General features: G+C 71.9%; 13 protein-coding genes. 3 read left to right on the forward strand and 10 right to left on the reverse strand.

Features of this window, described 5'->3' with window-relative positions; translation table 11 throughout:
- Positions 1 to 9 precede the first annotated feature (9 nt).
- Together ABGB21_RS10490 and ABGB21_RS10495 are read left to right on the forward strand one after the other, a co-directional pair.
- Positions 10 to 660: a hypothetical protein gene (locus ABGB21_RS10490; RefSeq protein WP_347677512.1), complete on the forward strand. Its 651-nt coding sequence runs from the start codon at positions 10 to 12 to the stop codon at positions 658 to 660.
- Between the two features lie 314 nt (positions 661 to 974).
- A complete protein-coding gene (locus tag ABGB21_RS10495) occupies positions 975 to 3,365 on the forward strand; it encodes an excinuclease ABC subunit UvrA (RefSeq protein WP_347656445.1) in 2,391 nt (796 codons plus the stop codon).
- Positions 3,366 to 3,447: 82 nt separating this feature from the next.
- On the opposite strand, the gene ABGB21_RS10500 is transcribed toward ABGB21_RS10495, so the two are convergent.
- From ABGB21_RS10500 to ABGB21_RS10525, 6 genes are all read right to left on the reverse strand, one after another.
- Positions 3,448 to 3,978 (reverse strand): hypothetical protein, encoded by a 531-nt coding sequence (locus ABGB21_RS10500; RefSeq protein WP_347677514.1) that lies wholly within the window; start codon positions 3,976 to 3,978, stop codon positions 3,448 to 3,450.
- Between the two features lie 132 nt (positions 3,979 to 4,110).
- Entirely contained in the window at positions 4,111 to 4,923 is an 813-nt protein-coding gene (locus ABGB21_RS10505; RefSeq protein ID WP_347656449.1) for a hypothetical protein, read from the reverse strand.
- Between the two features lie 114 nt (positions 4,924 to 5,037).
- A complete protein-coding gene (locus ABGB21_RS10510) occupies positions 5,038 to 5,997 on the reverse strand; it encodes a S41 family peptidase (RefSeq protein WP_347677516.1) in 960 nt (319 codons plus the stop codon).
- Positions 5,998 to 6,023: 26 nt separating this feature from the next.
- Entirely contained in the window at positions 6,024 to 6,689 is a 666-nt protein-coding gene (locus tag ABGB21_RS10515; RefSeq protein WP_347656453.1) for a lysophospholipid acyltransferase family protein, read from the reverse strand.
- 16 nt (positions 6,690 to 6,705) lie between these two features.
- Complete coding sequence (locus tag ABGB21_RS10520) at positions 6,706 to 7,335, reverse strand: TetR/AcrR family transcriptional regulator (RefSeq protein WP_347677518.1); 630 nt, start codon at positions 7,333 to 7,335, stop codon at positions 6,706 to 6,708.
- A 48-nt stretch (positions 7,336 to 7,383) separates the two neighbouring features.
- Positions 7,384 to 7,899 carry a 2'-5' RNA ligase family protein gene (locus ABGB21_RS10525; protein ID WP_347656457.1) on the reverse strand — a complete coding sequence of 172 codons (516 nt, stop codon included), beginning with the start codon at positions 7,897 to 7,899 and terminating at the stop codon, positions 7,384 to 7,386.
- 257 nt (positions 7,900 to 8,156) lie between these two features.
- On the opposite strand from ABGB21_RS10525, the gene ABGB21_RS10530 reads away from it, so the two are divergent.
- A complete protein-coding gene (locus ABGB21_RS10530; protein ID WP_347677520.1) occupies positions 8,157 to 10,622 on the forward strand; it encodes a CehA/McbA family metallohydrolase in 2,466 nt (821 codons plus the stop codon).
- Positions 10,623 to 10,683: 61 nt separating this feature from the next.
- On the opposite strand, the gene ABGB21_RS10535 is transcribed toward ABGB21_RS10530, so the two are convergent.
- The 4 genes from ABGB21_RS10535 to ABGB21_RS10550 form a co-directional block, all read right to left on the reverse strand.
- On the reverse strand, positions 10,684 to 12,300 hold the full coding sequence (locus tag ABGB21_RS10535) for a glycosyl hydrolase family 18 protein (RefSeq protein ID WP_347657054.1): 1,617 nt from the start codon (positions 12,298 to 12,300) through the stop codon (positions 10,684 to 10,686).
- Between the two features lie 177 nt (positions 12,301 to 12,477).
- Entirely contained in the window at positions 12,478 to 14,373 is a 1,896-nt protein-coding gene (locus tag ABGB21_RS10540; RefSeq protein WP_347657053.1) for an Hsp70 family protein, read from the reverse strand.
- Between the two features lie 105 nt (positions 14,374 to 14,478).
- Positions 14,479 to 15,117 carry a YceI family protein gene (locus tag ABGB21_RS10545; protein WP_347657052.1) on the reverse strand — a complete coding sequence of 213 codons (639 nt, stop codon included), beginning with the start codon at positions 15,115 to 15,117 and terminating at the stop codon, positions 14,479 to 14,481.
- Positions 15,118 to 15,448: 331 nt separating this feature from the next.
- Positions 15,449 to 16,417: a helix-turn-helix domain-containing protein gene (locus ABGB21_RS10550; protein ID WP_347657051.1), complete on the reverse strand. Its 969-nt coding sequence runs from the start codon at positions 16,415 to 16,417 to the stop codon at positions 15,449 to 15,451.
- Positions 16,418 to 16,423 lie beyond the last annotated feature (6 nt).

Here is a 16,423-nt window from a genome sequence, read left to right on the forward strand (position 1 = left end):
AGAACCCGAATGATCATTCCGGCCCGGTTCAACGGCCCGCCGAACTCCGGCAACGGCGGCTACTCCGCCGGCCTCTTCGCCGGTCCGGCCGGCGAGACACACCGTGCGGTCACCCTGCGACGGCCGCCGCCGTTGGACACCCCGCTCTCGCTGCTCGACGGAGAGGTCCGGGCACCGGACGGCGCCGTCGTGGCCGAGGTCGGTCCGGCCGACGGGATCACCACGGTGGTCCCGCCGACCGGGTACGCCGACGCCGTCGACGCCGCGACCCGCTACGCCGGCTTCACCGACCATCCCTTCCCCACCTGTTACGTCTGCGGCCCGGAACGCACCGACGGGCTGCGGATCTTTCCCGGACGCCTGCCCGACGGCAGTACCGCCGCGCCGTGGACCGTGCCGGAGGACGTCTCGGCCGCGACCGTCTGGGCCGCGCTGGACTGCCCCGGCGGTTGGGCGATCATCGAGGCGGGCCGGCCGTACGTGCTGGGGCGGATCGCCGTACGGCTGGACCGGCTGCCCGCAACCGATGAACGATGCGTGGTACGCGGTGCCCTGGCCGCCGCCGAGGGCCGCAAGGCGCTCGTGCACAGCACGTTGTACGCCCCGGACGGCACCGTGCTGGCCCGGGCCCGGGCCACCTGGATCGCCGTCGCCGGCTGACCCCTGTCCGGTCGACAACCCGCCACGCCGCCCGCCGGGTGCGCGGACGGGTCAGGAATCAAGAAGCGTCGGGCGCCGCGCCGTGGCTAGCGTGGTCACCGTGCGCAGCACCGTGTCGGCCGCCAGGAACGCCCCGCGACGGGTCGGCGTGTGTACCTTGGGTCTGGCCGAGCACCACCCCGGGCTGCCGGGCAGTACGGGCAGCCGGATGTCCGCCTGAACGGCGGTCCGGGTCCGGGTTTTCCCCGCCCCGCTGCACAGGAGCGCCGCCCCCGCTCCGGCCGGAAGGCCGGAGCACCCACGAGAGGAATCCGATGAGCACGGCTCCGAGGACGGAACCGCGGTCGTCCGCGCCGCACACCGCCGACAGCCACGACCTGATCCGGGTACAGGGTGCCCGCGAGAACAACCTCAAGGACGTCAGCGTCGAGATTCCGAAACGCCGGCTGACCGTCTTCACCGGGGTCTCCGGCTCGGGCAAGAGCTCGCTGGTGTTCGGCACGATCGCCGCCGAGTCGCAGCGGATGATCAACGAGACGTACAGCGCCTTCGTGCAGGGTTTCATGCCGACGCTGTCGCGCCCCGAGGTGGACGTGCTCGAGGGGTTGACCACCGCGATCATCGTGGACCAGGAGCGGATGGGCGCGAACATCCGCTCCACGGTCGGTACCGTGACCGACACCAACGCGATGCTGCGCATCCTCTTCAGCCGGCTCGGTCAGCCGCACATCGGCTCGGCCCAGGCGTTCTCCTTCAACGTCGCCTCGATCAGCGGTGCCGGCGCGGTCACCATCGAGCGCTCGGGTCAGACGGTCAAGGAGCGTCGCAGCTTCAGCATCACCGGCGGCATGTGTCCGCGCTGTGAGGGCCTGGGCTCGGTGACCGACTTCGACCTCTCCGCGCTGTACGACGACAGCAAGTCGCTCAACGAGGGCGCGCTCACCATCCCCGGCTACAGCGTCGACGGCTGGTACGGCCGGATCTTCAGCGGCTGCGGCTTCTTCGACCCGGACAAGCCGATCGGCAGGTTCACGAAGCGGGAGCTCAACGACCTGCTGTACAAGGAGCCGACCAAGATCAAGGTTGACGGCATCAACCTGACGTACGAGGGTCTGATCCCCCGGATCCAGAAGTCGTTCCTGTCCAAGGACGTCGACGCGATGCAGCCGCACATCCGGGCGTTCGTGGAGCGGGCGGTGACCTTCACCGCCTGCCCCGAGTGCGGCGGCACCCGCCTCTCCGAGGCCGCCCGCTCGTCGAAGATCAAGGGGATCAGCATCGCCGACGCCTGCGCGATGCAGATCAGCGACCTGGCGGAGTGGGTCCGCGGCCTCGACGAGCCGTCGGTGGCGCCGCTGCTCACCGCACTTCAGCGGACCCTCGACTCGTTCGTGGAGATCGGACTCGGTTATCTCTCGCTCGAACGGCCGTCGGGCACGCTCTCCGGCGGCGAGGCGCAGCGCACCAAACTGATCCGCCACCTCGGCTCGTCGCTCACCGACGTCACCTACGTCTTCGACGAGCCCACCATCGGTCTGCACCCGCACGACATCCAGCGGATGAACGACCTGCTGCTGCGGCTGCGGGACAAGGGCAACACGGTGCTCGTCGTCGAGCACAAGCCGGAGGCGATCGCGATCGCCGACCACGTCGTCGACCTCGGCCCCGGTGCCGGCGTCGCGGGCGGCGAGGTCGTGTTCGAGGGCACCGTCGAGGGGCTGCGGTCCAGCGGCACCCTCACCGGGCGTCATCTCGACGACCGGGCCGTCCTCAAGGAGACGGTACGCACGCCCACCGGCCAGCTGGCGATCCGCGGCGCGGCGACCCACAACCTCCGGGACGTCGACGTCGACATCCCGCTCGGCGTCCTGGTCGTGGTCACCGGGGTGGCGGGCTCGGGCAAGAGTTCGCTGATCCACGGCTCGGTCTCCGCCCGGGAGGGCGTGGTGGCGATCGACCAGGGCGCGATCCGCGGCTCGCGGCGGAGCAACCCGGCGACGTACACCGGACTGCTCGACCCGATCCGCAAGGCGTTCGCGAAGGCCAACGGCGTGAAGCCGGCGTTGTTCAGCGCCAACTCCGAGGGCGCCTGCCCGACCTGCAACGGCGCCGGGGTCATCTACCTGGACCTGGCGATGATGGCCGGCGTCGCGACCACCTGTGAGGAGTGCGAGGGGAAGCGCTTCCAGGCATCGGTGCTGGAGTACCGCTTCGGCGGCCGGGACATCAGCGAGGTGCTCGCGATGTCGGTGACCGAGGCCAAGGAGTTCTTCGGTGCCGGCGACGCCCGTACCCCGGCCGCGCACGCGATCCTCGACCGGCTCGCCGACGTCGGGCTCGGCTACCTCAGCCTCGGTCAGCCGCTCACCACGCTCTCCGGCGGCGAGCGGCAGCGACTCAAGCTGGCCACCCGGATGGCCGAGAAGGGCGGCGTCTACGTCCTCGACGAGCCGACCACCGGCCTGCACCTCGCCGACGTCGAGCAGCTGCTCGGCCTGCTCGACCGGCTCGTCGACGCCGGCAAGTCGGTCATCGTCATCGAGCACCACCAGGCGGTGATGGCGCACGCCGACTGGATCATCGATCTCGGCCCCGGTGCCGGACACGACGGCGGTCGGGTCGTCTTCGAGGGGACCCCGGCGGACCTCGTCGCCGCCCGCTCCACCCTCACCGGGCAGCACCTCGCCGACTACGTCCGCCGCTGACCGCCACCGTCGCCGATCCGGGGGTGGGACGGGTGCGCCCGTCCCACCCCCGACCGGCAACGACGGCGCCGGTGTGGGGGATCTACCGGGTTGTTGCCGTGGACCGGCCGCCGGATTCCGGAGTGGACCGGCCGCCCGGCCCCGCAGTGGAGCGGGCATCCGACGCCCGGGTGCCGTCGACCCGTGGCGCCGCGCCCTCCGGAGGTCGTGTCCGTACCGGCCCCGGCGTCGGGACCGGTCGGGATCCGGCTGACGGCGTACGGGGCGGAAAAGGCTGGGCGCGGGGCGAGAACCGGGGACGGCCCCGGTTGGCGCCCGGATACGACGGGTGTCCCCGGTGGGCCGGGTTCGGGACGGTTCCGTGGCGACGACGTACCCGCTGTCCGACGGGGCCGGTCGGTGCGGTGCCGGCGTACCCCGGCCGGGCTGACCGGCGGCGCAGGACGAGCCAGACCGCGAGTCCGCCCACGGCGGCGCCCATCAGCACCCCCATCACCAGCCGGGTCGTACCGGTGAAGACCACCTGGCCGAGCGCGGTGCCGAACGCCCAGCGGGTGGCCCACCCGGTCGGCCCGGACCGTCCCCAGAATCCGCCGTTCGCCTCTGTCGGCATCCAGCCCTCCACCCGTCACTCCCCCGCCCCGGCCACAGGTCCCTCCTTCCCCGGCGCCGAGGCACAGAAACGGACTGCCGGACTGTCCGGGCAAACCAACAAAAGGGACATCCGGCCGGCCGGCGGTACGACTCAGCGCAGCCCCTCCTCCTGGAACTCGGTCTCGAGCGTGGGGCCGGCCCGGTCCCGGGGGGTGATGATGATCCGGGCGCTCTTGATCCTGTCCTTGTGCTTGGCGTAGCAGACCTGGCTGAGCCGTTCGCCCGCAGGTACGAGGGCGACCTCGGGGAACTCCTCGCACCGCAGGTTCTCCCAGTCGCCGCTGTTGCCACCGAACCGGCTGTACACCAGCGCGTGCAGTCCTTCCCGGGTCACCACCGTCTGGTCGGTTTCCGCGTCCCACTCGAAGGTGTTGCTGCCGGAGGGGCGGGCGGAGATGGTGTAGACCACGTCCTGACCGTCGTACCGGACGGTGCACCTGAACATCGTCGCCTGCTCGCCGGTGAAGTCGCGGCGCTCACAACTGCTCCGCATCGGTCGTGCCACGCCCGCCGAGGTGAGCACCCAGGACTCCAGTTGGTGCCGGATCTGCAGCACCGGCTGCGGATCCACGAACTCGTTCGGCGGCTGCCAGGTCGGCTTCGGGGAGGCCGGCACTGTGGACGGTGCCACCGGCTGTCCCAGGTCCGCCCAGTCGTCGGCGTTCAGCATGTTGGTGATGAACTGCCCGATGCCGCACAGGCCGGCGCAGGCCAGCACGACAACCAGTGCGATGACAAGGATCCGGCCAGTCCTGGGTTTCCGTCGGCCGGCCGCGGAGGCGACGCCACCCGGCGCGCCGGCGACCGGAGCGCCATGCTGGCCGTCCGGCGTTCCGGGCCCCGTCGGCGGCGCCGGATCCGTCGGCCGCACCGGATCCGGGCCCGGCGTGTGCTGATCGGACATGAATTCCTCCCCGTCTCTAGATCAGCGGCTGAGGATAGGAGATGACGACGTCGATCTCCACCCGGGACACGGCACACCGGGCGTGGTGTCGTCCAGGGTCCGGGCGGACCGCGGTCACCCTGCGGCGTCGGGCAGCGCGGCCAGGGCGGCCCGGACCTCGGCCAGCACTCCGGCCGAGCTGCCGGTGGTCAGCACGTGCCGCAGCGCGCGACCGTAGGCGACCTCGTACGCCTGCTCGGCCGGGACCGCCACGTCCGGCTCCACCCCGGTCCCCTCCCAGTTGGTGCCGGTCACCGGGTTGACCGACCGGGCGTCCGGTACGGCGATCTCCAACGTCGGGCCGAGTGGGACGACCCGGGTCGGGTGTGCGCCGCCCCGGGTGGTCTCGCCGATCAGGGTCGCCCGGCCCCGCGCCTTGAGGTTGTAGCAGAACTCCTCGCCGCCGGAGAACGTCGCGCCGCTGGTCAGCACAAGAACCGGCCGGTCGAGGTAGCGCTCACCCGGCAGGTGGGCGAGGCTCCAGTACTGCCGGGTCTCGCCGGTCTCCCGGTCGTGGATGCTGTTCAGGAGGGTCTGGTCGTCGGGGAAGAGGTAACTGGTCCAGAAGATGACGCCGTTCGGCGAGCCGCCCCGGTTCCGGCGCAGGTCGACGATGAGCGCGTGGGTCTGCGCGACGAGTTCCATCGCCGCCGCGATGGCCCGGCCGCCGGTACCGGCGTCGGGGATCAACCGGAGGTCGAGATAGCCGATGTTGCCGTCGAGCCGCTCGACCCGGCTGATGCCGTGGTTGGCCAGTCGCACCTGCTCACGCCGGGCGGCCGCCAGGTCCGCCTCGGTGGTCTCGGCGGCTTCGGCGTCCCGGACCCGGATCCGCAGGTGCCGGTCGGCGCACGACTCGAACAGGTCGGCGGTCAGTTGGACGGCCAGCGCCGCCACGGAGAGGTCCCGGTAGACACCGGCGTCGCGCCGGGCCCGGATGGCTTCGGCGGCCTTCACCGCCTTGTCCGGGAACACGTACCGCGCGCAGAGTACGGCGAGCGCCTCCTCGATCACGTCGGTCGGCCCGGTCGGCATCCTGTTTCCCTCCACTGTTCGGCTGTTCAGGCGGCGGAGAGTTCGTTGTAGTCGGCGGCCGGCTCCTGGCCGGAGAGTTCCTGGATCGCCGCCATGATCTCGTCGGTGGCGGCCCGTCGCTGTTGGCCGCCACGGACGCCGGGCGACGGGGTGAAGCGTAGCGGCGCTCCGAACCGTACGGTGATCCGGCCGATCCGGGGCAGCCGGGCGCCGACCGGCTGGATCCGGTCGGTGCCGAGGACGGCGACCGGGACGACCGGGGCGCCGGAGGCGAGCGCCAGCCAGGCGACCCCGGTCCGACCGCGGTAGAGCCGCCCGTCGCGGGACCGGCTGCCCTCCGGGTGGATGCCGAACGCCCGGCCGTCGGCGAGCACCTCCCGCGCCGTCTCCAGGGCGTCCTGGGCGGCCCGGTGCCCGCCGCGCGGGACCGGGATCGCGTCGATGGCGGTCAGGCAGGTCCGGATCAGCCATCCCTTGAGGCCGGGTTGCCGGAAGTACTCGGCCTTGGCGAGGAAGGCGACGGATCGGGGCGCCACCAGCGGGACGACCACACTGTCGAAGGCGGACAGGTGGTTGACGGCCAGGATCACCGGGCCGCGTCGGGGCACGTTCTCCCGTCCCTCGATGACCGGCCGGAAGACCAGTCGGGACAGGGGGACCAGCAGCAGCCGGGTGGCGCCCTGGAGCAGCACGTTGCCTCCGGAGGATTCAGTTGGGGTGGGCGGGGGGCGGGCCGACGTGTGCGGTCAGGGTGGCCCGCAGCAGCGGCTCGACGTCGTCGGTGCGGACCGTGGTCTGCAGGCTCCCCCACTGCCAGAGCTGGGCGATGCCGTGCCAGTTGGCCCAGAGCGCGCCGGCGACGACCGCGGGCGAGGTGCCGTCGGCGGCCGGCGGGCGGGCCCGGGCGACCAGGTCGACGAGTACGCCGAAGAGCGGCTGGCTCGCCTCGCGTAGCCCGATCCCGTTGCCTCGCAGCAGGTCGTGCCGGAACATCAGCGCGAACATCCCGGGGTTGCTGCGGGCGAAGTCGAGGTAGAGCCGGCCGAGGACCAGCAGTCGGGCGTACGGCTCGGCGGGCCGGGCGCCGGTGACCCGCTCGGCGATCCGCCGGCCGAGGTCGTGGTAGCCCTCCATCGCGATCGCCGCCAACAGGGCCTGGTGGGTCGGGAAGTGCCGCCGTGGCGCGCCGTGCGAGACGCCGGCCCGGCGGGCGATCTCGCGCAGGGACAAGGCTTCGGTCCCGGAGCGGGCGACCAGTTCGACGCCGACCCGGACGAGCCGGTCACGCAGACCGTGGTCGTGGTCCGGGGCGTGGTCGTCCTGCGGTTCGGGGGACACGGACAGTGTCTACCAGAGGAGCGTAGACACTGTCTACTGACCCCTCTCTCAGGTCAGCGGCCGGACGATGTCCCGGGCGTGGTCGACAACGGCGGCACCGACCACGGTCGCGTCCAGCGGCAGCATCTCCAGACACCGGCGTACCGCGGCGGCCATCAGGGTGTTCGGCACCCGCATCGACAGCGTGCTGTGCGGCACCCAGCGACCGGGCCGGTAGTGCTCGCTGAGCGTGATCCCGGACCGGGTCAGCCGGTCGTACACCGTCGCCTGGTGGGCCAGCAGGTCGATGGTGGGCGACGGTCCGAGCCAGAGCACCCGGCCGACGAACTGACCCGCGTACTGGAACTGGAGCCGCATCGGCGCGGCCACGACCAGCCCGGTCAGCGCGTCGGCCACCTGTTCCGGGTCGAGTCGCGGTGCGACGGCCAGCGAGACGTGCGGCCGGTGCCGCTGACCGAGCAGCGAGCGCAGACTCTGCACCCCCTCGGACTCCAGGGCGTCCCACAGCACCCGGATCCGCCGGGTGGCGTCGGTATCGAGATACAACTCCAGCGCCGCGACCACATGATCACTCTAGGCAGGTGGGTCGGCTCCGACGTCGGGGCCCGCAGGTCACGACGGACGATGCCGTTGTCCGGTCCCGCCGGATACCGCGCGGTAGCTTGCGGCGTCGCCGTCCGGGGTTCACCGAGCGTTCACGGCGACCGCCTGGAACGCGGTTAGCGTCGGCCCCGCCTAGAACGTGATCGAACCCCCGGGCCGCCGGGGCCGTGTGGGGTCCCTGAGCGGCCACAACTGGGTTCTGTTGAGATGGGGACTGGATGGAATTGGACCGCAGGCAGTTCATCGCGGTCGGTGGAGCGGTGGTCGCCGCAGCCGGTCTCGGGCCCGCCGCGGCGGCGGCGGACTCCGGTGACCGTGGTGGGGCCGACCGGCACGGCGACGACGGAAAGCACGGCGACGGCCCCCAGGGACTGTGGCTGCCGGGAGACACCCACGTCCACGACGACCACTCGTCGGACGGCAGCGCGCCACGACAGTTGTCGGACCAGCGCGATCCCGGCAACCTGCCGGTCGGCGACCAGATCGGGTACGCGGAGGGGGTCGGGCTGGCCTTCCTGCCGTTGACCGACCACCGCACGTACGACCAGCACTGGGATCCGCAGTGGACCTCGTCGAAGCTGCTGCTGCTCACCGGCGAGGAGGTCAACGGATCGCCGCACGCCGTGGTGCTCGGCGCCGTCGACACGGTGGTGGACGGCGCGAACCCGCCCGGCTCGGCGGCGTTCCGGCACATCCAGCAGTCGATCTGGGACGCGCACGCGCAGCACGCGGTGTGGTCGGTCGCGCACCCCGACGACGGCGAGTACACCTCGGCGGAGGGCCCGAACGACAACGCCAGCGTCCAGGGCGTCGACGTGGTCGAACTCTGGAACGTCAGCAACAACCCCGATGCCGAGATCGAGTACGCCGAGAACCGGTGGAACCACGGGTTCCGCTTCGGCGGGGTCGCGGCGAGCGACAGCCACTTCAAGGAGCTGCGCCCGGTCAGTGCCCCGGGCCGGCCGACCACCTGGGTCTTCGCCGCCGAGCGCTCCACCCGGGCGATCCTCGACGCGCTGAAGGCCGGGCGTACCACGCTGTCGATGGGTCTGGACGGACCGTTCGTCACCATCGAGGCCGACATCGACGGTGACGGGCGGTTCGAGGCGATGGGCGGCGACGAGGTCGTGGTCCGTACCGACCGGCTGTCGAAGAAGGCAGGGCTACGGGTCCGGGCCCGCTCGGCGGTCGGCATGACGGTCCTGGTGTACGGCTCGCCGGGCCGGTCCGCCGGTCCGCTGGCCACCTTCACCCCGACCCGTGACGAGCAGACCTGGCTGCTGCCGTTGACCCTGCGTGGGGCACAGAGCTGGTACCGGGTGGAAGTACGCGCGCCGGGTGAACTCTCGGGGCGCGAGGCCGACCCGAACCTGCCCGACCAGCTCCGTGCCGCCACCTCGCCGCTGTTCGTCTCGGTTCGGCAGCCCGCCGTACCGGCTCCGGAGCTCAGCCTGCCAGCGCCGCTGCGCGGTGACGACCGGGCGGCCCTGGTCCTCGGCGAGTCCGGCGACTTCACCGGCTTCGCCGACCTGGCGGTCGAGGGCCGGGTGACCCACGTGGTCGCCGAATCGCACCGGGAACACCGGAGCGCGGTGGTGTACCGCCGACTGGACGGGAAACACGACAAACACGGCGAGCCGATCGTCCTCTCCGACAGCTCGGGGACGGCGTCGTCGCCCCGGGTGGTCGCCGCCGGTGACGACGTCTGGGTGGTGTGGCAGGACGCCCGGGGCCACGAGCGGCCGCACCGACCCGCGATCTACCTGCGGCACAGCCGTGACGGGGGCCGCAGCTTCGGCTCCGCGGTCCGGCTCAGCGACGGTCGGGGCCGAGCCTTGCACCCGGCGCTCGCGCTCGTCGACCGCACCCACCCGGTCGTCGCCTGGACGGACAACGCCGGCGGCGCCTTCGACGTGTACGTCCAGGTCGTCGGCGTCGACCGGGCCCCGGTCAACGTCTCGGCCAGCGGCAAGGTGACCGACCCCGGTACGCCCACCGACGCCCGGTCGCCCCGGTACCCGGCCTCGCTGTTCCCCTCGGTGGCGGTCACCGGGGACCGGCGGATCGTCGTCACCTGGCAGGACAACCGGTTCGACCCCGACCCTGGCTGGACCGGGCACACCCCGCCACCCGGCGAGGAGGCCAGCGGTGGCACCAACCCGGACAACTGGGAGATCGTCGCGGCGGTCCGGACCGACATCCGGTCCCCGTGGAGCGGCCTGGTACGGGTCAGCGACAACGACGACGCGGCCGACCGGCACCCGAGTCTCGCGGTGGACCGGGACGGCTCCTTTGTCGTCGCCTGGGAGACCAAGGTGCTCTCCCCGGCCGGGGTGAACCTCTCGCTGCGGGCGAGCCGGTCGACGGACGGAAGGATCTGGTCGCCGGCCGAGCCGGTGGCGATCGACCCGGACGCGATGAGTCAGCGTCCCCGGCTGGGCAACGATCCCGACGGCGCGATCCGGGCGGTCTGGTACGACTCGCGCTCCACCGACTGGCGCTGGAAGGTCTTCACCTCCCGCCGTGACAGCCGGACGGGCTGGACGCCGGCTGTCCGGCTGACCACCCAGGGCAACGGCACCTGGCCGGCGGTCGACGGCGGGACGGTGGTCTTCACCAGCGACCGTGCCGCCACCCGGACCCAACGGGACGCGACCCAGCAGGTCTTCCTGATCCGCGGCTGACCCCGGGCCGGTCGGCACAGGGCCGGTACACGCCCGCCGACAGCCGGGGTGCCGCCGCCGGCTACCGCAGCCCGTTGGAGATGGCGCTGATCAGCTCACCGTTGGTGGTGTCGCCGGAGAGCTCCCAGAAGAAGGAGCCGCCCAGCCCCTGGCCCTTCGCGTACGACATCTTGCCGGCGATGGTCGCCGGGGTGTCGTAGCTCCACCAGTTGCTGCCGCACTTGGCGTACGCCGTACCGGCGATGGTGCCGGTGGTCGGGCAGGTGTTCTTCAGCACCTTGTAGTCCTCGATGCCCGCCTCGTAGGTGCCGGGTGCCGCGCCGGTCGCCGTACCGCCCGGGGTGGCCTGGGTGACGCCGGTCCAGCCACGGCCGTAGAAGCCGATGCCGAGCAGCAGCTTGCTGGCCGGAATGCCCTTGCTCTTCAGCTTCTGGATCGCCGCGTCGGACCAGAAGCCCTGTTGCGGGATTCCGGCGTACGAGGTCAGCGGCGAGTGCGGGGCGGTCGGGCCCTGCGCGGCGAACGCGCCGAAGTAGTCGTACGTCATCGGCATCAGCCAGTTGAGGTTGTTGATCGCACCGGCGTAGTCGGCCGCGTCGATCTTTCCGCCGTTGCTGCCGTCCGCGGTGATCGCGGCGGTGACCAACGCGGACGAGCCGAACCGGCTGCGCAGCGCGGAGACCACGTTCTTGAACGCGTTCGGGCCACTGGTGTCACAGGTGAGGCCGCAGGCGTTCGGGTACTCCCAGTCGATGTCGATGCCGTCGAAGACGTCCGCCCAGCGCGGGTCCTCGACCAGGTTGTGGCAGGACTCGGCGAACGCGGCCGGGTTCTGGGCGGCCTGGGTGAATCCGCCGGACCAGGTCCAGCCGCCGAACGACCAGATCACCTTGATGTGCGGGTACATCCGCTTGAGCTTGCGCAGCTGGTTGAAGGTGCCGCGCAGCGGCTGGTCCCAGGTGTCGGCGACCCCGTCGACGCTCTCCGCCGCCGTGTACGCCTTCTCGTAGTCGGCGTAGCTGTCGCCGATGGTGCACCGGCCGCCGGTGGTGTTGCCGAAGGCGTACATGATGTGCGTCAGCTTGCTGGCCGAGCCGCTGGTGTGGATGTTCCGCACGTGGTAGTTGCGGGCGTAGACGCCCCACTGGGCGAAGTAGCCGACCACCTTCTGGTCACCGGGCGGCGGCGGGTTGGTCACCGGCGGGGTGGTCGGGGGCGCCGTGGTCGGTGGCGCGGTCGTCGGGGTGGTGTTCGGCGGTGTGGTGGGTGGCGTGCCACCGCCGCCGCAGGAGGCGCCGTTGATGGTGCAGTTCGACGGCGCCCGGTAGCCGCCGGTGCCGACGTAGCCCCAGCTGAACGAGGCACCGGGGGCGATCGCCCCGGCCCAGCTCTTCTTGACCGCCGTGTAGCGGTTGCCGCTGCGGGTGACGTCGGCGTCCCAGAAGCTGCTGACCGTCGTGCCGGACGGCAGGTCGAACTCCACCCGCCAGGTGGCCACCGGGGCGTCGGTGCCGTTGGTGACGGTGACCCTGACCTCGTGGCCGGAACCCCAGTCGGAGGTGGCGGTGAAGCTGGTGGTGAGGTTGCCGGCGCCGAAGGCCGCGGTGACCGGGACCGTCGCGACGGCCAACACCGCCGCGACGCCGGCCCACATCGCCCGGCGGAGGGATCTTCCCATGGCGTCTCCCTTTATTCTTAGGAAACTTTCCATTTAACGTGAGGCGACGCTACTCACCGGCTCGCCACTTCGTCAAGATGTCCATGTTTCGATTCCCGAGCGGCCCGATCACGCGCGGCCCGCCAACGGCCCACAGCGGCATCGGGGCCCACCTCGGCCCACGACCCGCCTGCCGGCTCAGACCTGGGCCTCCGGATCGATGCTGAGCCGACGCAACTCGACCTGCCGGCGGTCGCTGCTGATGTTCAACAGGTCACCCTCGCAGTGGTAGCTCGTCTGCCCCACAGCGGGGGACATCGGTATCCGCCAGTCCTCCCGACCGTTGATCCGGCCGATCATGGTGCCGCTGGCCCCGGTGCTCTGCACGAACATCTCGCCGTTGCCGGTTCGGAGCCGGAACCTCAGGTTGCCGCTGTTCACCACCTCGTAGCGCCGGCCCTCGTGCCGCCCGGTGCCGACGTCCCGCTTACCGAAGTCCGTAATGCCCCGGCCCTCCGGCCAGAACCGGCGGATCGCTCCGGACGACCGCAACCGGATGTCCGTACCCTTCCAGGAGAAATTAACCACGTTGGAACTCTCCCGCCAGGTGCCGACCAGGCAGGGGTCGATCGCCGACGAGGGCGTCGGGGATGGAGTCGCAGCCGCCGCCGGCGAGCCGGTCGCCGCGCCACCCGAGGCGTCCAGGCCGACCGGAGTGCCACCCCGGCCGCCCTCCTTCGCCGCCGGGTCGCCACCGCCCCGGTCGACCAGGAACGGCACCGCCAGCAGGGTCAGCACCATCACGAACACCGAGGCCACCGCCGCCCACCGGGTCCGCCGGCCCGTACCGGACCAGACGTCGCGGATCCGCCGCCCGCCAGCCCCTACCGGACCACCGACCGTGCCCGGTGCGGCGACGACCGCCACCCCTTCCTCGGCCGCGGCGTCGGCCGTCGGCACACCAGTACGACCGGCGGCCGGCCCGGGGTACGCGTGCAGGCTCCCCTCGGCCACCGCCAACTCCGGCTGCTCCACGGTGCTCGGTGCGACGCCCAGCCGCTGGTGCAGCAGCGTACCGACCAGCGGCATCCGGCTGGCCCCGCCGACCAGGTACAACCCGGCGAGGTCGGCCGGATCCACCCCGGCGTCCCGCAGCGTGGCCCGGGCTACCGTGACCGTCCGGTCGAGGATCGGCCGGGCGAGCTGCTCCACCTGCTCCCGGCCGAAGGGCACGTCCGTGTCGAAGAGCGGCACGTGCACCAGCACGCTCGTCGAGTACGAGAGGATCTCCTTGCCGGCCCGGATGTCGTCCCAGAACGCCCGGCTCAGCCGCCGATCACCGGCGCCGGCCGGCTGGCTCAGCCGGGCCCAGGTGGCGGCGTCCCGCCCCGCATAGGTCGCACCGACATAGGCCATCATCGCCGCGTCCACGTCCAGCCCACCGGCGTCGGCGAGCCCGTCGGTGCGCAGCACCGCAAAGCCGGTGCCGGTGTTGCGGACCACCGAGGCGTCGAAGGTGCCGGCGCCCAGGTCGTACACCAGCACGCAGGAGCCGTTCGGCACGGTCCCGCCGTGCACCGCGACAAAGTGGTGCGCGGCGGCGACCGGCTCGGGCACCAGCGTCACGTCCGGGAACACCGCGTTCGCCGCCGCGAGCAGGACGTTACGTCGGGCCCGCCGCCAGCCGGCCGGGTACGTCAGCACGGTGTGCGGCACGGGCCGGCCGGCGGTCCGACCCGCCTCCTCAGCTACCCGGCGCAGTACGGCGGTGATCAGCTCCTCGACCGGTACCATGACCGGTCCGCCAGCGTCGTCGGCGCGGCCGAGCAGCACCGTACCGTCGTCGACGCACCGTTTCGGGTACGGTTCGAAGCGCTCCGGCTGGGCTCGGGCCGCATGTACGGCTGTCCGGCCAACGACGATCCGCCCGTCCGGGGCAGCGAAGACGGCAGAGGCCAGCAACGGCGAGCCGTCGAAGAGCAGGGGTCGGACCCGCCCGTCGGGCCAGCGCAGCACGGCGACGGTGTGCGACGTGCCGAAGTCGACGCCGAGCCGGAAGTCGTTTGAACCGGTACCCGCACCGTCGTCGCCCACTGGGTCAGGATAGAAGCGGCATGCCAGCCGGGTTGTCACCATGCCGGTCGATCCGCCCGGCAGCCCACCGCCGCCCGGGCAGCCCACCGCGGACGACGCCCGGCGTCAGGGCTGCCGGATCGCCTCGCCGGCGATCTCGATCTGCACGGTCCTGCCCACCAGGACCCCGCCGCTCTCCAGGGCCACGTTCCAGAGCAGCCCGTAGTCCTCGCGCTCGATCTCCGCCGTCGCGCTGAACCCGAAGATGTCCTGACCGTACGGGTCCCGGCGGGCACCGCCGAACTCCACCCGCAGGTCGACCGCCCGGGTGACGTCCTTCACCGTCAACTCGCCGGTCAGCAGGAAACGGCCCGACGTACGGTCCGACTGCTCCAGGACGCTCGGCACCTCGGCCCGGCGGCTCAGCCGGTTGCCCCGCAACCGGGCCCAGAAGAAGATCGCGTCGTTGCGGTCCTGCTCCCACCTGATCCCGGTGCTGCGGTACTCGAGCGTCGGATACCGCTCCACGTCGAGGAAGTCGGGACTGCGCAGATGGGTGTCCCGATCGGTGTGACCGGTGGTGAGGCTCGCCGACCGCATGCTCGCGGTCACCCAGGACTCCGTCGGGTCGTCCGCCACGACGATGCTCGCGGTCGCCTCGCTGAACTCGCCGCGTACCGGACTGACCATCATGTGCCGGGCCAGGAAACCGACCCGTTTGTGCGCGGGGTCGAGAAGGTAGGTGCCGGCAGCCGGAATGGTCATGCCATTCCAGGAGCGCGTGGCGGTGCCGCTCATCATTGTGCCTTTCCCCCGAATGGTTCCGGGCGTCACCGGGTCCGACTGCCTGGTGTGGGACGCCGCCCGAGCAGTGGTCGAACGTTCGGGACCGGTCCAGCATAGGGACGCTCCGAGCTGCCCCCGAATCCCGTTGCCGTACTTATCCCGGTCCGGGTGCGGGGCGTGACGATTCTCACCGCAATGGGGAGACCACCGTTTCATAGCCGTATTCGCATCGCTTCACCAATACGGCTCGGACACGTCAGGAATCGGAATGGGTGGCCTGGCGCGAGGGCTCGGGGCCGTGGCGCGGAGATCAGAGCCAGCCTCGCTCGTGCGCCTGCCAGCCGAGTTGGAGCCGGGAGCGCGAACCGGTCCGCTCCATCAGCGCCTGCACCCGACGTACGACGGTCCGCCGGCTGATCCCGAGCCGGGCACCGGCCGCCTCGTCGGTGAGACCGGCGACCAGCAGGACGAGCAGGTCCCGGTCCTCGGCCGAGATCCCGCCGACCTCCGCCGCCGACACCGGACCGCCCGCCGGCAGCGGCGTCGCCTGCCGCCACACCGTCTCGAAGAGCGCCACCAACGCGTCCAGCAGACCGCACGGGTGGACCAGCAACGCCGCGTCCTGCGCCGAGGCGGTCCAGGAGAGCGGCAGCAACGCCAGCTTCCGGTCCGCGACGGCGAGCTTGGTGGGCAGCGAGGCAGCCAGCCGGGCCTGCTCGCCGGCGCGGATGTGCGCGGCGGTGGTGGCGACGAACTCGGGGTCGGTCAGCGCGGTGCTGTCGTACACCGCCCGGTAGGTCACCCCGGCCGCCTGCTGCTCCAACTGGACCGCGTTCACCCCGCTGGTGGCCGCGTACGGGGGCGCCACCAGGACAAGCATCTCCCGTCCGGCGGCCCGTTGCACCCGGTCGAAGGCCCGACCCACCGCCGCCCGACCCGAGACGATCTCGATGAGTTCCTCGGTACGCCGGTCGCTGGCCCGGCCCTGCGCCTCGGCGGACAGCCGGTGTGCCGCCTCCCGGGCCAGCTCCAGTTCCGCGTACCGTCGACGGATCAGCTGCTCGACGGCGAGTTCGGGCGGCACCGGCACGACCCGGTCGCCGGGCGGCGGGGTCCGGTGCACGAACCCCTCACGTTCCAGGGTGGCGACGACCCGGCGGACCCGGGCCTCGGGCAACCCGACCCGGTCCGCGAGATCCACCAGGTGGGACGCGCCGTGCCGGATCAACGCCAGGTAGGTGGACTCCTCCACCGCGCTCAGTCCGGCCGATCTCAGCACGGGTCG

This window comes from Plantactinospora sp. B24E8, from assembly GCF_039871735.1.
Classification (GTDB): Bacteria; Actinomycetota; Actinomycetes; order Mycobacteriales; family Micromonosporaceae; genus Plantactinospora.

Bases quoted from the DNA above. Each gene is read 5' to 3' on its own strand.
- ABGB21_RS10490 (WP_347677512.1), top strand. From the start codon at position 10: ATGATCATTCCGGCCCGGTTCAACGGCCCGCCGAACTCCGGCAACGGC.
- ABGB21_RS10495 (WP_347656445.1), top strand. From the start codon at position 975: ATGAGCACGGCTCCGAGGACGGAACCGCGGTCGTCCGCGCCGCACACC.
- ABGB21_RS10500 (WP_347677514.1), bottom strand. From the start codon at position 3,978: ATGCCGACAGAGGCGAACGGCGGATTCTGGGGACGGTCCGGGCCGACC.
- ABGB21_RS10505 (WP_347656449.1), bottom strand. From the start codon at position 4,923: ATGTCCGATCAGCACACGCCGGGCCCGGATCCGGTGCGGCCGACGGAT.
- ABGB21_RS10510 (WP_347677516.1), bottom strand. From the start codon at position 5,997: ATGCCGACCGGGCCGACCGACGTGATCGAGGAGGCGCTCGCCGTACTC.
- ABGB21_RS10530 (WP_347677520.1), top strand. From the start codon at position 8,157: ATGGAATTGGACCGCAGGCAGTTCATCGCGGTCGGTGGAGCGGTGGTC.
- ABGB21_RS10535 (WP_347657054.1), bottom strand. From the start codon at position 12,300: ATGGGAAGATCCCTCCGCCGGGCGATGTGGGCCGGCGTCGCGGCGGTG.
- ABGB21_RS10545 (WP_347657052.1), bottom strand. From the start codon at position 15,117: ATGACCATTCCGGCTGCCGGCACCTACCTTCTCGACCCCGCGCACAAA.